This window comes from Micromonospora sp. C41 (assembly GCF_018070485.1).
GTDB classification, from domain to species: Bacteria; Actinomycetota; Actinomycetes; order Mycobacteriales; family Micromonosporaceae; genus Micromonospora; species Micromonospora chalcea.
In genome coordinates, this window is record NZ_JAGPXP010000036.1 from 22,627 (window position 1) to 44,169 (window position 21,543).

A 21,543-nucleotide genomic window follows, 5' to 3' on the forward strand; every position below is an offset into this window, starting at 1 on the left:
CGCGATCAAGGGCTTCGGCAATGCCTTCCGGTGGTCGACCGGGCGCCTTTCCAACGATGAATGGCGAGTCACGGGAGCCGGTGGCGGTTACGGATAGTGCAGCGCGACCGACTGCTGTCGCAGGCCCTGTCGGCCCTCGGCGGTGCCGGCGCCGACCGGCGTCGGCAGTACGTGCTCCGTTGCCCGGAAGGCCCATGATCGAATTCATTCCGCCGAGGTCGCGGGCTCCTTCGTCATGCCGACGCCGCCACTGCGGCACGGTGGCTGTGCCGGGTGCCGCCGCCGATTCCACCGCGCGCCCGCCGTCGGCGGATCGGACGGGTGGAACGCCATGGGTGTCTCCGCCCCCGTTTGGCACCCATGACGTTCCACTCGTCGTGACGGTTGTCGAGATCTTGGGCGAGTTGTTGTCCGCTCCGGGCGGCGGGCGCCGAGATCTCCGGTCGAGTGCGTCGCGCTGTCGTGACGGGGTGCGGCGCCGGCGGGCTTTGCTCTGCAGCCACCCGCGCGGCAGCCACGCTGCGTAACCGTGTGCGCCGATGGATGCAGAGCGAGGCGGCGGGAAACGCGGACGGCCGCGATGGGCGTGAGTGGCCGCCTCGGGGGCAGGGGCGTCGGGCGGGTCTGCCGTTTTCGCGGGTGGTGGTTATGGCCGCCGTCGTCAGGGCATGTCGTCTGACGACGCGACGACGAGGAGGTGCCATGGCCGCCGACGAGGCTCCCGCCCGTGACGGGCGCGACCGCACGGAGCCGGTGGGCCCGGACGACGGTCCGGACAGCCCGACCGACCTGACCGCGACGGGCTGGATGGCGACGCTCAAGCGGACCGTCCGGGAGTTCCAGGACGACAGCCTGACCGACTGGGCCGCCGCGCTCACCTACTACGGCGTGCTCTCCATCTTCCCCGGCGTGCTGGTGCTGATCTCGCTGCTCGGCCTGCTCGGTGACCGGGCCACGGAGGGGGTCCGGGACACCGTCGGCCAGGCGGTGCCGGAGGAGAACATCCGCAAGATCATCGAGAGCGCGATCGACCAGGCCGGCCAGTCCGGCGGGCTGGCCAGCATCGCGGCCGTCATCGGTCTGGTCGCGGCCTTCTGGTCCGCCTCCGGCTACATCGCCGCGTTCATGCGCGCCTCGAACAGCATCTACGACGTGCCGGAGGGGCGGCCGATCTGGAAGACGCTGCCGGTACGCCTCGGCGTGACCGCGGTGATCGGCGTGATGCTGCTGATCAGCGCCGTGATCGTGGTGTTCACCGGCGGCCTGGCCGAGCAGGCCGGAAACGCGATCGGGCTCGGCTCGACCGCCGTCACGGTGTGGAACATCGCCAAGTGGCCGGTGTTGCTGGTGCTGGTGAGCCTGATGTTCGCGATCCTCTACTGGGCCTCGCCGAACGCCCGGCACGGCGGCTTCCGCTGGGTCAGCCCCGGCGGCGTGCTCGCGGTGGTGCTCTGGCTCGTGGTGTCCGGCCTCTTCGCGCTCTACGTCAGCAACTTCGGTTCGTACAACAAGACGTACGGCGCGGTGGCCGGCGTGATCATCTTCCTGGTCTGGCTCTGGCTGAGCAATGTGGCCATCCTGCTCGGCGCGGAGTTCGACGCCGAGCTGGAGCGCAGCCGGGCCATCGCGGCCGGCCACCCGGCCGACGAGGAGCCCTACGTGGAGTTGCGCGACGACCGCAAGCTGCGCAAGAAGAGCAATGCCTCCTCCCACCACTGACCGCTGACCGCACCTCGTCGCCCCGCCCGGATGCGCCCGGGCGGGGCGACGCGTTTTTCTGGCCCGGCACCTCTTTTGTTCGTATGGACAAAAGTTTGCATCAGGCGTGCCGAAGCTATGGACATGCGACCCGGAAGGCTCCTACTGTGTCGGACACAACACACATCGCCATGGTCGATGTGACGGACTTCCGATGCGGAGGTGACTGCCGGTGCGGACGGTCGACCCCCTGCACGTACGGCTCCTGCGGCTGCTCCGGGACGAGGGCGCGGTGTCCCGCGCCGAACTCGGCGACCGCCTCCAGATGCCCCGCCCGCGCCTGCTCGCCGAGCTGGAACGGCTCGTCTCCCTCGGGTACGTGGCCGAGGCCGGGCTGGCCGCCTCCCGGGGCGGGCGGCGCTCCACCCTGGTCGAGCTGAGCCCGCACCTGCGGTTCGCCGCCGTCGACCTGGGCGCCAGCTCGATCGACGTGGAGGTGGTCAACGGCCGGCTGGAGCCGGTGGCCGCCTACACCGAGACCGCCGACATCCGCTCCGGCCCGAAGGTGACGCTCCAGCGCGTCAACGAGCTGCTGCACAAGGCCAAGGTGGACGGCGCGTACGAGCGGCTCGACGCGGTCGGCATCGGCGTACCGGGGCCGGTGAGCTTCCGCGACGGCGTGCCGGTCTCCCCGCCGATCATGCCGGGGTGGGACCGGTTCCCGGTCCGCGAGCTGCTGACCCGGGAGCACGGCTGCCCGGCGGTGGTGGACAACGACGTCAACATCATGGCGATCGGGGAGCGGCACGGCGGCGTGGCCCACTCGGTCGACGACTTCCTGTTCATCAAGATCGGCACCGGCATCGGCTGTGGCATCTACCTGCACGGCGAGGTCTACCGGGGCACCGACGGCTGCGCCGGGGACATCGGCCACATCCAGGTCGACCCGAACGGCCCGATGTGTTCCTGCGGCAACGTCGGCTGTCTGGAGGCGGTGTTCAGCGGCGCCGCGCTGGCCCGCGAGGCGACTGTCGCGGCCCGCACCGAGGTCTCCCCGGCGCTGGCCGAGCGGTTCGCCGCCCGGGGTGTGGTGACCGCGCTGGACGTGGCGCAGGGGGCGATCGAGGGGGACGTCTCCTGCATCCAGCTCATCCGGGACGGCGGCCGGCGGGTCGGCAGCGTACTGGCCGGGCTGGTCAGCTTCACCAACCCGTCGATGATCGTGATCGGCGGCGGACTGGCCCAGCTCGGCCACATCCTGCTCGCCGAGATCCGCAGCGTGGTCTACCGCCGTTCGCTGCCGCTGGCCACCGGCAACCTGCCGGTCGTCCTGTCCGAACTGGGCCCGCGCGCCGGCGTCGCCGGCGCCGCCGTGCTCGCCAGCGACCTCGCGTTCGGAGAAGCAGCATGAGCGACACCGGGAAACCACTGGTCGAGGCGCCCGCGGACGCCGTCGCGGGCGAGGTGGTCCTGCGCCTCACCGACGTCGTCAAGACGTTCCCGGGGGTACGCGCGCTCGACGGCGTGCAACTCGAGGTGCGGGCCGGTGAGGTGCACTGCCTGCTGGGGCAGAACGGCGCCGGCAAGTCCACACTGATCAAGGTGCTGGCCGGGGTGCATCGGCCGGACTCCGGTGAGGTCGTGTGGCGGGGCGAGCCGGCGTCGTTCGCCAACCCGCAGGCCGCCATGCGCGCCGGCATCGCCACGATCTACCAGGAACTCGACCTGGTCGACGACCTGTCGGTGGCGGAGAACGCGTTCCTCGGCCACGAGCCGCGCCGGTTCGGCTTCGTCCGGCGGGGGCACATGGCCCGGCGTACCCGGCAGATCCTGGCCCGGCTCGGCCACCCGGAGATCCCGCCGGGGCGGCTGGTGCGGCACCTGCCCGCCGCCGGCAAGCAGATCGTCAGCATGGCGCGGGCGCTCTCCCACGAGGCCCGGCTGATCATCATGGACGAGCCGAGCGCGGTGCTGGCCCACGACGAGGTGGCGAACCTGTTCCGGATCATCCGGGAACTCACCGCGCAGGGCATCGCTGTCATCTACATCTCGCACCGGCTGGAGGAGATCCGCGAGATCGGCGACCGGGTCACCGTACTCAAGGACGGCCGGACCACGGCGGCGAGCCTGCCGGCCCGCGAGACGCCGACCCGCGACCTGGTCGCCCGGATGACGGGCCGGACCATCGAGTACGTCTTCCCGCAGCGCCCGGCCGACCACGGGGGCGGCGCGGAGCTGCTGCGGGTGGACGGGCTGACCCGGCCCGGCGAGTTCGCCGACGTCTCGCTCCGGGTCCGGGCGGGAGAGATCGTCGGCATCGCCGGGCTGGTCGGCTCGGGCCGGTCGGAGCTGCTGGAGACCATCTTCGGCGCGCGCCGGGCGCACGCCGGGACGGTCCGGGTGAACGGCCGGGCGCTGCGTCCCGGCAGTGTGGGCGCGGCGGTGCGGGCCGGGATGGGCATGGCGCCGGAGGAGCGCAAGAGCCAGGCGCTGCTGCTGGGTGAACCGATCTACCGCAACGTCACGCTCGCCACGTTCGGCAGGTACGCCCGCCTCGGGTTCACGGACGCCGGGCGGGAACGCGCCGAGGCGGACCGGATCGCCGAGTCGCTGGAGCTGCGGCCCCGCGACGTTCGGCGGCCGGTGCGCACGCTGTCCGGCGGCAACCAGCAGAAGGTGGTGGTCGGCCGGTGGCTGCTCGGTGACACCCGGCTGCTGCTGCTCGACGAGCCGACCCGGGGCGTGGACGTGGGCGCCCGCGCCGAGCTGTACCAGGTGATCCGCGATCTGGCCGCCCGGGGCGTCGGGGTGCTGCTGGTCTCCAGCGAGGTGCCCGAGGTGCTGGGCCTGGCCGACCGGGTGCTGGTGATGCGGGAGGGCCGGGTGGTCCGCGAGGCGCCGGCCGGCGAACTGGACGAGAACACCGTGCTCGACCTCGTCATGGCGGGGTCCCTCATGGAAGGCGCACCGGCATGAGCGATGTAACCGAATCCGCCCTGCCCGCGCAGTCGCCGCCGGTGGAGCGGGCGGAGACCGCCAAGGTCGACGCGCCGGCGAAGCTCTCCTGGTGGCGCGGCGACGGCGGGGAGGGCGTCAAGCGCAACCTCGGCCTGCTCGCCACGCTCGTCGTGCTGGTGGTCATCGGCATCCTGACCCGCCCCGACCTCTACGGCGACCCGAACTGGGTGTGGGGCAACACGCTCACCATTCTCAAGCTCGCCTCGGTGGTCGGCGTGGTCACCGTCGGCATGACCTTCGTGATCATCGGCGGCGGCATCGACCTGTCGGTCGGCGCGATCGTCGCGCTGGCCGGGGTCTGGTGCACCACTGTCGCCACGCAGAGCTACGGCGCGGGCGGCATGATCTTCACCGCGCTGACCGTCGGGCTCGCCGTCGGCGTAGTGAACGGGCTGCTCGTGTCGTACGGGCGGCTGGTGCCGTTCATCGCCACGCTGGCGATGCTCGTCGCCGCCCGGGGGCTGGCGGCGGAGATCTCCGACAAGCAGACCCAGGTGTCGGGCAACACGTTCATCAACGGCATCGCCAGCACGAACGTGCTCGGCATTCCGCTGCTGGTCTACATCCTGGTGGCGGTGGTGGCGGCCGGCTGGGTGCTGTTGAACCGGACCACGTTCGGCCGCCGTACGGTGGCGGTCGGCGGCAACCCGGAGGCGGCCCGGCTCGCCGGCATCAACGTGCGCCGGCACACGGTGCTCCTCTACGCGCTGTCCGGCCTGTGCTGCGGCATCGCCGCGGTCATGCTGACCGCGCAGGCCACCTCCGCACAGGCGGCGATGGCCAACCTCTACGAGCTGGACGCGATCGCCGCCGCGATCATCGGCGGCACGCTGCTCAGCGGCGGGCGGGGCACGATCATCGGCTCCCTGCTCGGGGTGATCATCTTCTCCACGATCACCAACCTGTTCGCCATCAACAACCTCTCCGCCGAGGCCCAGAACATGGTCAAGGGCGGCATCATCGTCGCCGCCGTCCTGGTCCAGCAGGTGCAGTTCGGCAGCCTCACCCAGTTCCTCGCCCGCAACCGGGCCACCACCACCTGACCCCACCCGCGCACACCAGGCTGCAGTCGTACCGACTGCGGTCCGGCCCGCCACACCCGAAACCACCCCACCACCTCATCCCAGGAGGCGTCATGAGAACACCGCGCCATGACCTGTCCCGCCGCCGGCTGCTCTTCGGCGGGGCCGCGGTCTCCGCCGGGGTGCTGCTCGCCGGTTGCACCAGCAACGAGCAGAGCCCGACCGAGGCACAGACCAAGGCGGCCGGTTCCGGCGCCAACACCGAGCCGGGCAAGAAGGTGACCATCGGCTTCTCCGCCCCGGCCGCCGACCACGGCTGGATCGCCGCCATCACGAACAACGCCAAGGCGCAGGCCGGGGCGTACCAGGACGTGGAGCTGAAGTCGGTCGAGGCCGGCGCGGACGCGGCGGCCCAGCGGGCGGCGCTGTCCACGCTGATCTCGCAGAAGCCCGACGTGATCGTGCTGCTGCCGCACGACGGCAAGGAACTCAACGCGTTCGGCCTGGAGGCGATGAAGGCCGGCATCCCGGTGGTGAACCTGGACCGGGCCTTCCCGGACGCGCGCGCCTACCGGTGCCAGATCAAGGGCGACAACTACGGCATGGGGGTGGCCGCCGCCACGTACATCGCCGAGCAGCTCAAGACCAAGGGCGTGAGCAACCCGGTGATCGGCGAGATCCCCGGCATCGAGTCGCTGGAGCTGACCCAGGAACGGTCCAAGGGGTTCGCCGACACGCTCGCCTCGTACGGGTTCAAGGTCGCCAACCGGCGCCCCGCCGAGTTCACAGTCGACTCCGGGCAGCAGGCCGCCACCGGCCTGTTCCAGGCACTGCCGAAGATCGACGCGGTCTGGAACCACGACGACGACCAGGGCATCGGCGTGCTCGCGGCCGTCAACCAGGCCAACCGCAAGGAATTCATCATGGTCGGCGGCGCCGGCTCCAAGAAGGCCATGGAGGACATCGCCGCCGACAACACGGTCCTCAAGGCCACAGTCACCTACAGCCCGTCGATGGCCTCCTCGGCCATCTCCCTGGCCCGCCTGATCGGCCAGGGCAAGGGCATGTCCGACCTGGTCGAACTCCAGGTACCGAAGGAGATCGTGCTCGCCTCCGAGACGATCACCAAGGAGAACGCGAGCGACTACCTGAAGCTCGGGTTCTGACACACGGGGGGAGACCCACCTTGTCCAGTCACGACAGCATCCTGCGGGTCGGCATGGTCGGCTACGCGTTCATGGGCGCCGCGCACTCCCAGGCGTGGCGCACCGTGAACCGGGTGTTCGACCTGCCGTCCCGGGTACGGATGGCGCTCGTCTGCGGCCGGGACGAGCCGAAGGTGGCCGAGGCCGCCGACCGGCTCGGCTGGGACGGCTACACCACCGACTGGCGGCGGCTCGTCGAGTCCGACGAGATCGACGTGGTCGACATCTGCACGCCGGGGGACAGCCACCGCGAGATCGCGCTCGCCGCGCTCGCCGCGGGCAAGCACGTGCTGTGCGAGAAGCCGCTGGCGAACAGCGTCGCCGAGGCCCGCGAGATGACCGGGGCCGCGGCCCGGGCCCGCGAGTCCGGGGTACGCGCGATGTGCGGCTTCAACTACCGGCGGGTGCCCGCTGTCGCCCTGATGCGGCAGCTGGTGGCCGACGGGCGGATCGGCGAGATCCGGCACGTCCGGGCGGTCTACCTCCAGGACTGGATCGTCGACCCGCAGTTCCCGCTGGTGTGGCGGTTGCAGAAGGACAGGGCGGGCTCCGGCGCGCTCGGCGACATCGGCGCACACATCATCGACCTGACCCAGTACGTCACAGGTCAGCTCGTCAGCGGCGTCAGCGCGCTGACCGAGACGTTCGTCCGCCAGCGGCCACTCGTCGCCGGGTCGAGCGGCCTGGCCGCGCAGGCCGACGGCAACGGCAGCGCCATGGGCCAGGTGACAGTGGACGACGCGGCGGTGTTCGTGGCCCGGCTCGACGGGGGAGCGCTCGCCACGTACGAGGCGACCCGGTTCGCCACCGGCCGCAAGAACGCCCTGCGCGTCGAGATCAACGGCTCGCGTGGCAGCGTCGTGTTCGACCTGGAACGCCTCAACGAGCTGGAGTTCCTGGACGCCACCCGGCCCGCCGCCGAGCAGGGCTTCAGCCGGATCCTGGTGACCGAGCCGGACCACCCGTACCTGGGTGCGTGGTGGCCGCCCGGCCACATCATCGGCTACGAGCACTCCTTCACCCACCAGGCGCGCGACTTCATCGAGGCGGTCGCCACCGGCGCCGACCCGGCCCCGTCGTTCGCCGACGCGCTGCAGGTCCAGCTCGTGCTCGACGCGGTGACCCGCTCGGCCGAGCGGGCCGCCTGGACGGAGGTGGAGCCCGCGCTGGCCGAAGCTTCCGCCTGATCCGAGGCGGGCCAGGCCCGCCCGACACTCACCGGCGCCGGCCGGCGAGGGCCCGCCGCGGTTGCGCCCCGCGGCGGGGACGAGGCCGGCTCCGGGGAGCGTGCCGCCGGTGTCCGCCGGCACGACCAGCACGGCCCTCCGGTGCGGCCGGACCGGGATTCCCCGGCCGCACCGGCGGACCGGCCTTACCTGGGGAGGTAGCGCGAATGCGTACGGGTGTGTGGCTGGTGGGTGCGCGCGGCTCGGTCGCCACCACCGCCGTGGTCGGCGGGCTGGCCCTGCGGGCCGGGCTCACCGCGCCGACCGGATGCGTGACCGAGCTGCCCGACCTGCGCGGGCCCGCCCTGCCGGGCTTCGCCGATCTCGTCTTCGGCGGCCACGACGTGGTCGCCACCCCGCTCACCAAACGCGCCGAGGCGCTCGCCGCCGCCGGCGTGCTGCCCGCCCGGCTGGCCGACGCCGTCGCGCCGGACCTGGCCGCCGTCGAGGCGGCGCTGCGACCCGCGCCGGCCGAGGGCGACCAGGGCGAGCGGATCGCCGCCGTGGTGCGCGACCTGACCGGGTTCCGCACCCGGCACGGGCTGGACCGGGTGGTGGTGGTGAACGTCGCCGCCACCGAGCCGGCGCCCGCACCGCACCCGGCCCACCACGACCTGGCCACGCTGCGCGACGCGCTGACCGGCCCGGCCGGCGTGCTGCCGCCCAGCTCTGCCTACGCGTACGCGGCGTTCACCGCCGGCTGCCCGTACGTGGACTTCACCCCGTCCACCGGCGCCCGCCTGCCGGCCCTGGCCGCGCTCGCCGCCGAACGCGGGCTGCCGTACGCCGGGCACGACGGCAAGACCGGCGAGACGCTGCTCAAGTCGGTGCTCGCGCCGATGTTCGCGATGCGGCACCTCGCCGTGCGCTCCTGGTCCGGCACGAACCTGCTCGGCGGCGGCGACGGCGCCACGCTCGCCGACCCGGCCGCCAACGCCGCCAAGGTCGGCAGCAAGCAGCGGGTGCTCGCCGAGACGCTCGGCTACCTGCCCCAGGGCCACACCCGGATCGAGTACGTCGAGGAGCTGGGCGACTTCAAGACCGCCTGGGACCTGATCACGTTCGCCGGTTTTCTCGGCACCCGCATGCGGATGGAGTTCACCTGGCACGGCTGCGACTCGGCGCTCGCCGCGCCGCTCGTGCTGGACCTGGCCCGGCTCACCGCCGCCGCGCACGCCGCCGGCCTGCACGCCCGGGCGACGCCGTGACCCGCCTGGCCGACCTGGCCGACCTGGTCCGGGCGCCGGCCGCGCTCTCCGTACCCGGGGATGTGCTCTCCGGTGCCGCCGCGGCCGGTGCGCTGGACCGCCGTACGCCCGCCCTGGCCGGCGCGTCGGTGCTGCTCTACTGGGCCGGAATGGCCGCCAACGACTGGGCCGACCGGCGGCTGGACGCTGTCGAACGGCCGGAGCGGCCGATCCCGTCCGGCCGGGTGCGCCCGGCCGTCGCGCTCGGCGTCGCGTCCGGCCTCACCGCCGCCGGGCTCGCGGTCGCCACCGCCGCCGGGGGCCGCCGGGCGGCGGCTGTCGCGCTGCCACTCGCGGCCACGATCTGGGGGTACGACCTGCGCGCGAAGAACACCGCCGCCGGCCCGGCGGTGATGGCCGCGTGCCGAGGGCTGGACGTGCTGCTCGGCGCGTCCGGCGGCCGGGTGGTCCGGGCGCTGCCCGCAGCGCTCACCGTCGCCGCGCACACCTGGACGGTGACCGCGCTGTCCCGCCGCGAGGTGACCGGCGCGGACCGGCGTCTGCCGGGCCTCACGCTGGCCGGCACCGCGCTGATCGCGTTCACCACCCCGGCCCGGCCCACCGTGTTAAGCGGGGCCCCCTCCTCTACCGGATGCGTTAAGAGGGGGCCCTTCCTTCGGCTCGGGGAGCTGGTGCCGGCGGTGCTCGCGGCCGGGTACGCCGTCCGGTACGGCCGGGCGCAGGCCCGGGTACTCGCCGATCCGTCACCGGCCCGGGTGCGCGCCGCCGTCGGGGCCGGGATCACCGGGCTGCCCGCCTTGCAGGGTTCGCTCACCGCCCGCGCCGGGGCGCGGCTGCTCGGCCTCGCCGTGGCCGGCGCCGCCCCGCTCGGCCGCCGCCTGGCCCGACTGATCTCCCCGACATGACCGCCGCCGACCCGCTGCCCGGCCCGGGCGCGCTGCGTTTCGGGTACGGCACCAACGGCTTCGCCAACCACCGCCTCGGTGACGCGCTCGCCGTTCTCGCCGACCTCGGCTACCAGGGCGTCGCGCTCACCCTGGACCACGACCACCTGGACCCGTTCGCCCCCGGCCTGGTCCGCCGGGTGGCCGCCGTGCGCCGCCGGCTGGACGCGCTCGGGCTGGCGGTGGTGGTCGAGACCGGCGCCCGCTACCTGCTCGACCCCTGGCACAAGCACGCGCCGACGCTGCTGCACGACGACCCGGCCCGGCGGGTGGAGTTCCTGCGCCGGGCCGTGCGGATCGGCGCCGACCTGGGCGCGGAGGCGGTCTCCTTCTGGGCCGGCGTACGCCCGCCCGGCGTACCGCCCGACGTCGCCGCCGACCGCCTCGTAGCGGGCTGCGCGGTGGTCTGCGCCGAGGCGGCGGAGGCGGGCGTGCCGCTGGGCTTCGAACCGGAGCCGGGCATGTTCGTCGAGGACGTCGCCGGGTGGCGGCGGCTGCGCGAGGCGCTCGGCGCGCCGCCCGGCTTCGGCATCACGCTCGACATCGGGCACTGCCGGTGCCTGGAGCCGCTGCCGGTGCCGCGGTGCGTGTCCGAGGTCGCCGCGCACCTGGTCAACGTGCAGATCGACGACATGCGCCGAGGCGTGCACGAACACCTGAAGTTCGGCGCCGGCGAGATCGACTTCCCGCCGGTGCTGCGTGCCCTGGCCGACGCCGGCTACCGCGGGCTGGTGGCGGTGGAGCTGCCCCGGCACTCGCACGCGGCACCGGCCGTCGCCGCCCGCTCACTGGACTTCCTGCGCGCCGCCGCCTCGCGCGGCGAGGGGCGGTGACCCACCACCTTCCACCCGGCAGAGGGGAGACGGCATGACACCCGACCGACTGCGCGCCGCGCTTCGGGGCGTACCCGATCCGCAGTGGCTGGACGCGGCGCTGCGCCGCGTCGCGACCGAACCCACGGCGATCGAACGGTTCTTCGCCACCGCCGCCCGGCGGTGCGGTCGCGGGCCGCTGCCCGACCCGCCCGGCTGGACGGCCGACGAGGCGGCCCGCGCGCTGCTGCTGACCACGCTGCCGAACGGCCACGCCGCCGCGGCCGAGACGCTCTACCGGCAGGGCGACGCCGCCGAGAAACGCGCCGTGCTGCGCGCGCTGCCGCTGCTGCCCATCGGCGCGGAGTGCGTGCCGCTGCTGCACGACGCGATCCGCACAAACGACACCCGGCTGGTCGCCGCCGCGCTCGGCCCGTACGCCCGGCACCTGGAGCAGCCGGTCTGGCGGCAGGCGGTGCTCAAGTGCGTGTTCACCGGCGTGCCCCTGGCGGTGGTCGACGACCTGCCGGAGCGGGCCGACGGCGAGCTGGCCCGGATGCTCGCCGCGTACGCCGCCGAGCGGCACGCCGCCGGCCGGACCATGCCCGACGACGCGGCCGACCTGCTGCGCCGGCTGACCATCCCCACCCCGGAGGCGTGACATGCGCATCTTCGACCCGCACATCCACATGACGTCCCGCACCACCGACGACTACGAGCGGATGGCCGCCGCCGGGGTCCGCGCGCTGGTCGAGCCGGCGTTCTGGCTGGGCCAGCCGCGCACCAGCGTGGACAGCTTCGTGGACTACTTCGACTCGCTGATCGGCTGGGAGCCGTTCCGGGCCGGGCAGTTCGGCATCCGGCACCACGCCACAGTGGCGCTCAACCCGAAGGAGGCGAACGACCCGCGCTGCCGCCCGGTGCTCGACCTGCTGCCCCGCTACCTGGACAAGGACGGCGTGGTGGCCGTCGGTGAGATCGGCTACGACGCGATGACGCCGGCCGAGGACGCCGCGCTGGCCGGGCAGCTCGCCCTGGCCGTCGCGTACGACCTGCCCGCGCTGGTGCACACGCCGCACCGGGACAAGGCACGCGGCGTACGGCGCACGCTCGACGTGGTCGCCGAGTCGGACATCGCGCCGGAACGGGTGCTCGTCGACCACCTCAACGAGGTGACTGTGGGGCTGGTCCGGGACACCGGCTGCTGGCTGGGCTTCTCCATCTACCCGGAGACGAAGATGTCGCCGCCGCGCATGGTCGAGCTGCTGAAGCGGTACGGGACCGAGCGGATGCTGGTCAACTCGGCCGCCGACTGGGGGCGGTCGGACCCGCTGCTGACCCGGGCCACCGGGGAGGCGATGCAGCTGGCCGGGTTCAGCGCCGACGACGTGGACCGGGTGCTGTGGCGCAACCCGGTCGAGTTCTACGGCCAGTCCGGCCGGCTCGACCTGACCGCCCTGGAGGCGAGCGACCCCACCTTCGCCGGCAACTCGATCCTGCGCGGAGGCGAATGATGCGGCTGCGCCACGCCGACGGCACGACCGTCCATCTCGGCTACTGCACGAACGTCCACCCGGCCGAGGACCTGCCCGGCATCGTCGCCCAGCTCGACACGTACGCGGTAGCGGTGCGCCGGGCGCTCGGCGCCGACCTGCTCGGGCTCGGGCTCTGGCTGGCCGCGCCGGTGGCCGCCGCGCTCGCCGCCGACCCGGCGGCCCGCCGCCGGCTGCGTCACGAGCTGACCGTACGGGGCCTGGAGGTGGTCACGCTCAACGGCTTCCCGTACGCCGCGTTCCAGGCCCCGGTGGTCAAGGGCGCGGTGTACCACCCGGACTGGACCACGCCGCAGCGCTCGGCGTACACGCTGGACCTGGCCCGGGTGCTGGCCGACCTGCTGCCCGACGACGCGGTCCACGGGTCGGTCTCGACGCTGCCGCTGGCCTGGCGTACGCCGTGGGACACCGCGCGCGCCGCGACCGCCCGGCGCCGGCTCGACGCGCTGGCCGACGGGCTGGCCGCGGTGCAGCGGGAGACCGGCCGGGTGATCCGGGTCGGCTTCGAGCCGGAACCCGGCTGCCTGGTGGAGTCGACGGGACAAGCACGCGAGGTATTCTCAGCCATGGATACCGACCGGCTCGGGATCTGCCTGGACCTCGCACACCTGGCGTGCGCCTGGGAGCAGCCGGCGGATGCCCTGGCCGGGCTGCGTGCCGCCGGTCTCCCCGTGGTGAAGGTCCAGGTGTCCGCCGCCGTCGAGGCGCCCGATCCGGCCGGGGCGGGCGCGGCGTTGCGCCGCTTCGTCGAGCCGAGGTTCCTGCACCAGACCCGCGCGGCCGGTTGCGCCGGCGCAACCGATCCGGCCGATCCGGCGTACGCGGCCGACGACCTCGACGCCGCGCTCGACGCGGGGCTGCCCGGTGCCTGGCGGGTGCACTACCACGTGCCGCTGCACGCCCCGCCCGAACCGCCGCTGCGCTCCACGGTGCCGGTGCTGCGGGAGGCGCTCGCCGCGCTGTTCGCCGGTCCGGCCGCCGGCTGCGACCACCTCGACGTCGAGACGTACACCTGGGGGGTGCTGCCGGAGGCGCGGCGGCCGCGCGGCGACGCGGAGCTGGCCGCCGGCATCGCCGCCGAGCTGGCCTTCGCCCGCGACGAGCTGACCGCGCTCGGGCTGGCGCCGACGGCGGTGATGTCCTCGTGAGCGCGAGGAGTGAGCCGGTCCTGCGAGCCCCGCAGTCGCGAACGAAGGCCGGCACCGCATGAGCCGGCGGCTGGTGGTGCTCGACGTGGTCGGGCTGACCCCGCGGCTGCTGGCGCACATGCCCCGGCTGCGCGCGGTGGCCGACGCCGGGTTCGCCGCCGAGCTGGGCACCGTGCTGCCGGCGGTGACCTGCTCGGCGCAGTCCACGTTCCTCACCGGCGAGCTGCCCGCCGGGCACGGCGTGGTGGGCAACGGCTGGTACTTCCGCGACCTGGGCGAGGTGCTGCTCTGGCGGCAGCACAACGCGCTGGTCGGCGGCGAGAAGGTGTGGCAGGCGGCCCGCCGCGTCGAGCCGGGCTACCGGGTCGCGAACGTCTGCTGGTGGTACGCGATGGGCGCGGACGTGGACTGGACGGTCACGCCGCGCCCGGTCTACCACGCCGACGGGCGCAAGGAGCCGGACTGCTGGACCGACCCGCCGCGGCTGCGGGACACGCTCACCGACGCGCTCGGCACGTTCCCGCTGTTCAGCTACTGGGGGCCGGGCGCGGGACTGCCGTCCTCGGCGTGGATCAGCCGGGCCGCGCAGCGGATCCTCGCCGACCACGCCCCCGACCTGACCCTTGTCTACCTGCCGCATCTGGACTACGACCTGCAACGCTTCGGTCCGTCCGGGCCGGAGGCCGCCGCCGCGGCGGCGGAGCTGGACACCGTGCTCGGCCCGCTGCTGGACGCGGCCCGTGATCGGGACGCTACTGTGGTGGCGTTGTCCGAGTACGGCATCACCGACGTGTCCCGCCCGGTGGACGTGAACCGGCTGCTGCGCGCCGAAGGATTGCTGCGGGTCTACACCCAGGCCGGGATGGAATACCTCGACCCGTGGACGTCACGCGCGTTCGCGGTGGCCGACCACCAGGTGGCGCACGTCTACGTCCGGGATCCGGCGGACGTGCCGGCGGTGGCGAAGCTCTGCGCGGCGCTGCCCGGCGTGGCCGAGGTGCTGGACGCCGCCGGGCAGGGCGGGTACGGCCTGGACCATCCCCGCTCGGGCGAGTTGGTGCTGGTGGCCGAGCCGGACTCCTGGTTCACCTACTACTACTGGCTGGACGACGCGCGGGCACCCGACTTCGCGCGGCTGGTGGAGATCCACCGTAAGCCGGGCTACGACCCGGCCGAGCTGTTCTTCGATCCGGCCGCTCCGGGCGCGGCGAAACGTCGTGCGGCGGTGGCGCTGGCGCGCAAGAAGCTCGGTCTGCGCTATCTGATGAACGTGGTCGGGCTGGACGCCGGGGCGCGGGCGGTGCGTGGTTCGCACGGGCGCCTGCCGGCCGATCCGGCGGACGGCCCGGTGCTGCTCTGCTCCGACCCGGCCGCGATCCGGCCCCGGGTGGAGGCGACCGATGTGAAGGCGTTGTTGCTGGAACTCGCCGGATTGGCCTGGGAGGCACCATGACCGTGACCGTCGCACCGACCGACCCGGCCCTGCTTCGGGGCCGTTTCGACGCCGAGCTCGCCGCGTTCCTGGACGCGAGAGGGCCGGGTCGGCCGGACGACGGTACGGGGACTGTTCACTCCGCTTTGCGCCGGTTCGTGCTGGCCGGCGGGAAGCGGCTGCGACCGCTGTTCTGCTACTGGGGCTGGCGGGGCTTCGGCGGCCCGGACGAGCGGCCGATCGTGGTGGCCGCGGCGTCGCTGGAGCTGTTCCACGCGTTCGCGCTGATCCACGACGACATCGTGGACCGCAGTGACCGCCGCCGGGGCGCGCCCACGCTGCACCGCTTCTTCGCCGACCTGCACGAGCGGTCCGGCTGGCGCGGCGACCCGGCGGCGTACGGCCGGCAGGCGGCGGTGCTCTGCGGGGACCTCTGCGCCACCTGGTCGGCGCAGATGTTCCACGGCTGCGGGTTGCCGCCCGAGCGGCTGCGCGGCGGGCAGGTCCTGCTGGCCCGGATGCGCTCGGAGGTGATCGCGGGGGAGTACCTGGACGTGGTCGCGGCGGCCGGGGACGGTTCGGTGGCGAGCGCGCTCGCCGTGGTGCGGCTGAAGACGGCCCGTTACACGGTGACCCGTCCGGTGCAGATCGGCGCCGCGCTGGCCGGCGCGACGCCGGCGGAGGTGGCGGCGCTGGCCGGGTTCGGCGATCCGCTCGGGGACGCGTTCCAGCTCCGCGACGACGTCCTCGGCGTCTTCGGCGATCCGGCGGTGACCGGCAAGTCCAATCTGGACGACCTGCGCGAGGGCAAGCCGACGGTGCTGCTGGCGCTGGCCCGGGCGTCCGCCTCCCCGGCCGGGGTGGCCCGGCTGCGCGAGCTGGTCGGCGATCCGGCGCTGGATCAGGCGGGCGCCGCCGAGGTGCGGGGCATCGTCGAGGAGTCCGGCGCCCGGGAGGCGGTGGAGCGGATGATCCGTACCCGGGCCGACGCGGCAGTGGTCGCGCTGGACGCGGCGGGGCTCGCGGAGCCGGCCCGGCGGGTGCTCGCCGCGCTCGTGGAGCGGGCTGTCGACCGCCGCGAGTGACACCTACTTTTGTCGCGTGGCGGCGAAAGTGTAAGCCGATCGATCAGAAGCTATGGACAGGCTGATCGAAAGGTTTTAATGTCGTGCGCAGTACCTAGCTGACCCGACGAGGCGATCCGCCCCCGTACCGCCCGCCTCGCCGAGGCGCAGCATCCCCCGCTCGGCATCCGGCGCGACGCGCGCCCGGTCCTGGCTGCGCGCGTCAGGAAGGGACAGCACAGCATGTCCAGCCACCACCACCCCCGTGCCCGACGACCGTTCGCCGCTGCCGCAGCGCTGCTGCTCGCGGCCACCGCCGGCACCGTCACAGCGGCCGCGGCGCCCGTCCCGGCGTCCGCCCACCCGATCACGGCGAGCGACTTCCAGCAGGTCGAACTCGCCCGCGGCGTCGCCGAGACCGGCGAACCGATGTCCCTGGCGGTGCTGCCCGACCGGTCGGTCCTGCACACCGCCCGCAACGGCACGCTGCGCCGCACCGACGCGGCCGGCGCCACCACAGTCATCGGCACGCTGCCGGTCTACACCCACGACGAGGAGGGGCTCCAGGGCGTCGGCGTCGACCCCGGCTTCGCCTCCAACCGGCACATCTACCTCTACTACGCGCCGCCGCTGTCCACCCCCGCCGGCGACGCGCCCGCCACCGGCACCGACTTCTCCGCCTGGCAGGGCGTCAACCGGCTGTCCCGGTTCACGCTCAACGCCGACTTCACGCTCAACCAGGCCAGCAAGGTCGACGTGCTCGACGTACCGGCCGACCGGGGGCTGTGCTGCCACGTCGGCGGTGACATCGACTTCGACGCCGCCGGCAACCTCTACCTGTCCACCGGCGACGACACCAACCCGTTCGACTCGGCCGGATACGCGCCGATCGACGAGCGCACCAACCGCAACCCCGGGTACGACGCGCAGCGCAGCGCCGGCAACACCAACGACCTGCGGGGCAAGATCCTGCGGATCAAGGTGAACGCCAACGGCACGTACTCGATCCCGGCCGGCAACCTCTTCGCGCCCGGCACCGCGCGGACCCGCCCGGAGATCTACGCGATGGGCTTCCGCAACCCGTTCCGGATCAGCGTCGACAAGGCCACCGGCGTCGTCTACGTGGGCGACTACGGGCCGGACGCCGGCACCACCACCGCCCGCGGCCCGTCCGGGCAGGTCGAGTTCAACCGGGTCACCGGGCCCGGCAACTACGGCTGGCCGTACTGCACCGGCACCAACACGGCCGCCGAGACGTACGCCGAATGGGACTTCGCCACCGGCGCCGCCGGACCGAAGTACGACTGCACGGGCGGGCCGACGAACAACTCGTTCCGCAACACCGGCCTGACCACGCTGCCGGCGGCGAAGCCGTCCTGGATCCGCTACGCCGGTGACGCGGGCAGCCCGCCCGAGTTCGGCGGCGGCTCCGAGTCGCCGATGGGCGGTCCGGTCTACCGGTACGACGCGGCGAACCCGTCCACCACCAAGTTCCCGCAGTCGTTCGACGGGCAGTTCTTCGCCACCGAGTTCGGCCGGGGCTGGATCAAGCCGATCCACGTCAACGCGGACGGCTCACCCGGCACCATCGACAGCTTCCCGTGGACCGGCAAGCAGGTGATGGACTCCGCGTTCGGCCCGGACGGGGCGTACTACGTGCTCGACTACGGCACCGGCTACTTCAACGGCGACGCCAACTCGGCGCTGTACCGCTTCGACTACCTGGGCGGCGCCAACCGCGCCCCGGTGGCCCGCGCCGCCGCCGACCGGACCTCCGGCGCCGCGCCGCTCGCGGTGGCCTTCTCCTCGGCCGGCTCGTCCGACCCGGAGGGCGGCGCGCTGACGTACGCCTGGACGTTCGGCGACGGCGGCACCTCCACCGCGGCGAACCCCTCGCACACCTACACCGCCAACGGCAGGTACACCGCCACGCTCACGGTGCGCGACCCGCAGGGCGCCACCGGCACCGCCAGCGTGACGATCACCGTCGGCAACACCGCCCCGACTGTGGTCATCGAGACACCCGGCAACGGCAAGCTGTTCTCCTTCGGCGACACCGTGCCGTTCCGGATCACCGTCACCGACCCGGAGGACGCCACCATCGACTGCACGAAGGTCAAGATGACCTACGTGCTTGGCCACGACCAGCACGGCCACCAGATCACCTCGGCGACCGGCTGCACCGGCTCGATCGCCGTACCCGTCGACGGTGAGCACGACGACGCGGCGAACATCTTCGCGGTCTTCGACGCCGAGTACACCGACTCCGGCGGCCTCACCACGCACACCCAGCACACGCTCCAGCCCCGGCACCGGCAGGCCGAGCACTTCAAGACCTCGTCCGGGATCAACACGTTCGACAAGGCCACCGCCGAGGGCGGCAAGACCGTCGGCGACATCCACAACGGGGACTGGATCGCGTTCCAGCCGTACCTGCTCGCCGACGCCACCGGGTTCACCGCCCGGGTGTCGTCCGCCGGGGCCGGCGGCACGCTCCAGGTACGGGCCGGCTCGGCCACCGGCGCCGTGCTCGGCTCGGCCACCGTCCCGGTCACCGGCGCCTGGGACACGTTCACCACAGTCACCGGCACGATCGCCAATCCGCCGGCCGGCACCACCACGCTCTATCTGACGTTCGCCGGTGGCACCGGGGCGCTCTACGACCTGGACGCGTTCACGCTCACCACGTCGGCCGTGCGCACCGGCCCGGTGAAGGGCCTGGCCGGCAAGTGCCTGGACGTGCGCAACGCCGCCACCGCCGACGGCACCCAGATCCAGCTCTACACCTGCAACGGCACGACGGCGCAGTCGTGGACCGTGACGCCGAACGCCACGGTGAAGGCGCTCGGCAAGTGCCTGGACGTGTCCGGCGGGGCCAGCGCGGACGGCACGAAGATCCAGCTCTACGCGTGCAACGGCACCGGCGCGCAGAACTGGTCGGCGCAGGCCGACGGGACGCTGCGCAACCCGCAGTCCGGCAAGTGCCTCGACGTGTCCGGCAACAACTCGGCCGACGGCACGGCGGTGCACCTGTGGACCTGCACGGGTGCGGCAAACCAGAAGTGGACGCTGCCGTGAGGTGGGAAGGAAGAACGCCGATGAGACTCCTCCGTATCGCGCTGGTCGCGGTGACCGCCGTGGCCGCCACCAGCGCCGCCGCCCCGGCGAGCGCCGCCGACGCCCCCTACGACGTGCTCGTCTTCTCCAAGACCGCCGGCTTCCGCCACGACTCCATCGCGGTCGGCACGCAGGCCGTACGGGAGCTTGGCGCGGCGAACAACTTCACCGTCACCGCGACCGAGGACGCCGCCCAGTTCACCACCGCCAACCTGGCCCGTTTCGAGGCGGTGATCTTCCTCAACACCACCGGGGACGTCCTCAACGCCAGCCAGCAGTCGGCGTTCGAGGCGTACATCGGCGCCGGGGGCGGGTACGTCGGCGTGCACTCAGCCGCCGACACCGAGTACGACTGGCCGTTCTACGGCAACCTCGTCGGCGCGTGGTTCGCGTCCCACCCGGCCATCCAGCCGGCCACCGTCAAGGTGGAGGACCGGGCGCACGCGGCCACCGCGCACCTGCCGCAGCAGTGGAACCGCACCGACGAGTGGTACGACTACCGCTCCAACGCCCGCTCCACCGCGCACGTGCTGGCCAGTCTCGACGAGTCCTCGTACTCGGGCGGCTCGATGGGCGGCGACCACCCGCACGCCTGGTGCAAGACGTACAGCGGTGGCCGGTCCTTCTACACCGGCGGCGGCCACACCCAGGCCTCCTACGCCGACGCGGCGTTCCGCAACCATCTGCTCGGCGGCATCCGCTACGCGGCCGGGCGCACGAAGGCCGACTGCCGGCCGGAAACCGGCTACACCGCGCTCTACAACGGCGGCACCACCGGCTGGTCGCAGGCCGGGCCGGGCAGCTTCACCAACACCGACGCCACGCTCACCTCGGTCGGCGGCATGGGCCTGTACTGGTACAGCGCGAAGCAGTTCACCAACTACTCGCTGAAGCTGGACTGGCGGCTGGCCGGTGACGACAACTCGGGCGTGTTCGTCGGCTTCCCGCCGTCGAGCGACCCGAACTCGGCGGTGGACAACGGCTACGAGATCCAGATCGACCCCACCGACGCCGCCGACCGGACCACCGGCGCGATCTACGGCTTCAAGTCCGCCGACCTGGCGGCCCGGGACGCGGCGCTGAACCCGGCGGGGGAGTGGAACACCTACGAGATCCTGGTCGAAGGGGAACGGCTGCAGGTGTTCCTCAACGGCGTACGCATCAACGACTTCACAAACACCGATCCGGTGCGGTCGCTCGCCGGGCACGTCGGCATCCAGAACCACGGCACCGGCGACGACGTGTCGTTCCGCAACATCCGGATCAAGGAACTGGGCGGGACGCCGCCGCCGACCGGCAACACCACGGTCCAGGCCGAGGCGTTCGGTTCGGCCAGCGGCGTCAGCGCGTACCCCAAGGCCGGCGCCAACGGCGGCCAGACCCTGGGGTACGTGGATCCGGGCGACTGGGCCGCGTACCCGGGGCTGGACCTGACCGGTGTGACGTCGCTGCGCGCCCGGGTGGTCTCCGGCGGCCCCGGCGGCACGCTCCAGGTGCGGACCGGCTCGCCGACCGGACCGCTGCTCGGCCAGGTGGCGGTGCCGAACACCGGCAGCTGGACCACGTTCGCCGACGTGTCCACCGCGCTCACCGGCGTGCCCTCCGGTACGCAGACCGTGCACCTGACGTTCGCCGGCAGCGGCACCGGCCTGTTCGACGTGGACGACTTCACGCTGGTCCGCGGCACCGCAAGCGGTGGCACCGGCCCGATCAAGGGGCTGGCCGGCAAGTGCCTGGACGTGCGGAACGCCTCGTCGGCGGACGGCACCCAGATCCAGCTCTACACCTGCAACGGCTCGACGGCGCAGACGTGGACGGTGACGCCGAACGGGCCGGTGAAGGCGCTGGGCAAGTGCCTGGACGTCTCCGGCGGCGGCACCGCGAACGGCACGAAGATCCAGTTGTGGTCGTGCAACGGCACCGGCGCGCAGACCTGGTCGGCGCAGGCGGACGGGACGCTGCGCAACCCGTCGTCGGGCAAGTGCCTGGACGTGTCCGGCAACAACTCGGCCGACGGCACGGCGGTGCACCTGTGGACGTGCACGGGCGCGGCGAACCAGCGCTGGACCCTGCCCTGAGGTAGGCCATAGAGTGGA

16 protein-coding genes are annotated in these 21,543 nt (G+C 73.2%); all 16 read left to right on the plus strand.

Translation table 11 applies throughout. The annotated features are described in order from the left end of the window. Positions 1-702: 702 nt before the first annotated feature. The 16 genes from KBX43_RS27205 to KBX43_RS27280 all read left to right on the plus strand — a co-directional run bounded on the left by KBX43_RS27205 (position 703) and on the right by KBX43_RS27280 (position 21,525). Entirely contained in the window at positions 703-1,719 is a 1,017-nt protein-coding gene (locus KBX43_RS27205; protein ID WP_210887844.1) for a YihY/virulence factor BrkB family protein, read from the plus strand. A gap of 211 nt (positions 1,720-1,930) precedes the next feature. Then, the gene (locus KBX43_RS27210) at positions 1,931-3,109 is read left to right on the plus strand and encodes an ROK family protein (protein ID WP_043329082.1); all 1,179 of its coding nucleotides are present in this window, start codon (positions 1,931-1,933) and stop codon (positions 3,107-3,109) included. Further along, complete coding sequence (locus KBX43_RS27215) at positions 3,106-4,674, plus strand: sugar ABC transporter ATP-binding protein (protein ID WP_166456719.1); 1,569 nt, start codon at positions 3,106-3,108, stop codon at positions 4,672-4,674. The genes KBX43_RS27210 and KBX43_RS27215 overlap by 4 nt, the downstream gene beginning before the upstream one ends. Next, positions 4,671-5,759, plus strand: coding sequence for an ABC transporter permease (locus tag KBX43_RS27220; RefSeq protein WP_166456718.1), 1,089 nt, complete (start codon positions 4,671-4,673; stop codon positions 5,757-5,759). Before KBX43_RS27215 ends, KBX43_RS27220 begins: the two co-directional genes overlap by 4 nt. Positions 5,760-5,851: 92 nt before the next feature. Further along, the gene (locus KBX43_RS27225; protein ID WP_043329088.1) at positions 5,852-6,904 is read left to right on the plus strand and encodes a substrate-binding domain-containing protein; all 1,053 of its coding nucleotides are present in this window, start codon (positions 5,852-5,854) and stop codon (positions 6,902-6,904) included. 53 nt (positions 6,905-6,957) lie between these two features. Further along, the gene (locus tag KBX43_RS27230; protein WP_374226026.1) at positions 6,958-8,130 is read left to right on the plus strand and encodes a Gfo/Idh/MocA family protein; all 1,173 of its coding nucleotides are present in this window, start codon (positions 6,958-6,960) and stop codon (positions 8,128-8,130) included. Between the two features lie 206 nt (positions 8,131-8,336). Next, positions 8,337-9,377 (plus strand): inositol-3-phosphate synthase, encoded by a 1,041-nt coding sequence (locus tag KBX43_RS27235; protein ID WP_247677782.1) that lies wholly within the window; start codon positions 8,337-8,339, stop codon positions 9,375-9,377. Then, positions 9,374-10,282 carry an SCO3242 family prenyltransferase gene (locus KBX43_RS27240; RefSeq protein WP_210887850.1) on the plus strand — a complete coding sequence of 303 codons (909 nt, stop codon included), beginning with the start codon at positions 9,374-9,376 and terminating at the stop codon, positions 10,280-10,282. Before KBX43_RS27235 ends, KBX43_RS27240 begins: the two co-directional genes overlap by 4 nt. Next, entirely contained in the window at positions 10,279-11,154 is an 876-nt protein-coding gene (locus KBX43_RS27245) for a sugar phosphate isomerase/epimerase (protein ID WP_210887854.1), read from the plus strand. The genes KBX43_RS27240 and KBX43_RS27245 overlap by 4 nt, the downstream gene beginning before the upstream one ends. 34 nt (positions 11,155-11,188) lie before the next feature. Next, entirely contained in the window at positions 11,189-11,794 is a 606-nt protein-coding gene (locus KBX43_RS27250; RefSeq protein ID WP_210887858.1) for an EboA domain-containing protein, read from the plus strand. 1 nt (position 11,795) lies between these two features. After that, on the plus strand, positions 11,796-12,647 hold the full coding sequence (locus KBX43_RS27255; RefSeq protein WP_104115026.1) for a TatD family hydrolase: 852 nt from the start codon (positions 11,796-11,798) through the stop codon (positions 12,645-12,647). Next, complete coding sequence (gene eboE / locus KBX43_RS27260; RefSeq protein WP_210887861.1) at positions 12,647-13,834, plus strand: metabolite traffic protein EboE; 1,188 nt, start codon at positions 12,647-12,649, stop codon at positions 13,832-13,834. Before KBX43_RS27255 ends, eboE begins: the two co-directional genes overlap by 1 nt. A 58-nt stretch (positions 13,835-13,892) precedes the next feature. Next, on the plus strand, positions 13,893-15,287 hold the full coding sequence (locus KBX43_RS27265; RefSeq protein ID WP_210887864.1) for an alkaline phosphatase family protein: 1,395 nt from the start codon (positions 13,893-13,895) through the stop codon (positions 15,285-15,287). Further along, entirely contained in the window at positions 15,284-16,351 is a 1,068-nt protein-coding gene (locus KBX43_RS27270) for a polyprenyl synthetase family protein (protein ID WP_043329105.1), read from the plus strand. The genes KBX43_RS27265 and KBX43_RS27270 overlap by 4 nt, the downstream gene beginning before the upstream one ends. 222 nt (positions 16,352-16,573) lie before the next feature. Next, the gene (locus tag KBX43_RS27275) at positions 16,574-19,408 is read left to right on the plus strand and encodes an RICIN domain-containing protein (RefSeq protein WP_187693117.1); all 2,835 of its coding nucleotides are present in this window, start codon (positions 16,574-16,576) and stop codon (positions 19,406-19,408) included. A gap of 20 nt (positions 19,409-19,428) precedes the next feature. Beyond that, entirely contained in the window at positions 19,429-21,525 is a 2,097-nt protein-coding gene (locus tag KBX43_RS27280) for a ThuA domain-containing protein (protein WP_210887867.1), read from the plus strand. The last annotated feature ends 18 nt before the right edge of the window (positions 21,526-21,543 follow it).

Excerpts from the sequence above, each read along its gene's own strand:
- KBX43_RS27205 (WP_210887844.1), top strand. The coding sequence starts at position 703 with ATGGCCGCCGACGAGGCTCCCGCCCGTGACGGGCGCGACCGCACGGAG.
- KBX43_RS27215 (WP_166456719.1), top strand. The coding sequence starts at position 3,106 with ATGAGCGACACCGGGAAACCACTGGTCGAGGCGCCCGCGGACGCCGTC.
- KBX43_RS27220 (WP_166456718.1), top strand. The coding sequence starts at position 4,671 with ATGAGCGATGTAACCGAATCCGCCCTGCCCGCGCAGTCGCCGCCGGTG.
- KBX43_RS27225 (WP_043329088.1), top strand. The coding sequence starts at position 5,852 with ATGAGAACACCGCGCCATGACCTGTCCCGCCGCCGGCTGCTCTTCGGC.
- KBX43_RS27230 (WP_374226026.1), top strand. The coding sequence starts at position 6,958 with ATGGTCGGCTACGCGTTCATGGGCGCCGCGCACTCCCAGGCGTGGCGC.
- KBX43_RS27235 (WP_247677782.1), top strand. The coding sequence starts at position 8,337 with ATGCGTACGGGTGTGTGGCTGGTGGGTGCGCGCGGCTCGGTCGCCACC.
- KBX43_RS27245 (WP_210887854.1), top strand. The coding sequence starts at position 10,279 with ATGACCGCCGCCGACCCGCTGCCCGGCCCGGGCGCGCTGCGTTTCGGG.
- KBX43_RS27250 (WP_210887858.1), top strand. The coding sequence starts at position 11,189 with ATGACACCCGACCGACTGCGCGCCGCGCTTCGGGGCGTACCCGATCCG.
- KBX43_RS27255 (WP_104115026.1), top strand. The coding sequence starts at position 11,796 with ATGCGCATCTTCGACCCGCACATCCACATGACGTCCCGCACCACCGAC.
- eboE (WP_210887861.1), top strand. The coding sequence starts at position 12,647 with ATGCGGCTGCGCCACGCCGACGGCACGACCGTCCATCTCGGCTACTGC.
- KBX43_RS27265 (WP_210887864.1), top strand. The coding sequence starts at position 13,893 with ATGAGCCGGCGGCTGGTGGTGCTCGACGTGGTCGGGCTGACCCCGCGG.
- KBX43_RS27270 (WP_043329105.1), top strand. The coding sequence starts at position 15,284 with ATGACCGTGACCGTCGCACCGACCGACCCGGCCCTGCTTCGGGGCCGT.
- KBX43_RS27275 (WP_187693117.1), top strand. The coding sequence starts at position 16,574 with ATGTCCAGCCACCACCACCCCCGTGCCCGACGACCGTTCGCCGCTGCC.
- KBX43_RS27280 (WP_210887867.1), top strand. The coding sequence starts at position 19,429 with ATGAGACTCCTCCGTATCGCGCTGGTCGCGGTGACCGCCGTGGCCGCC.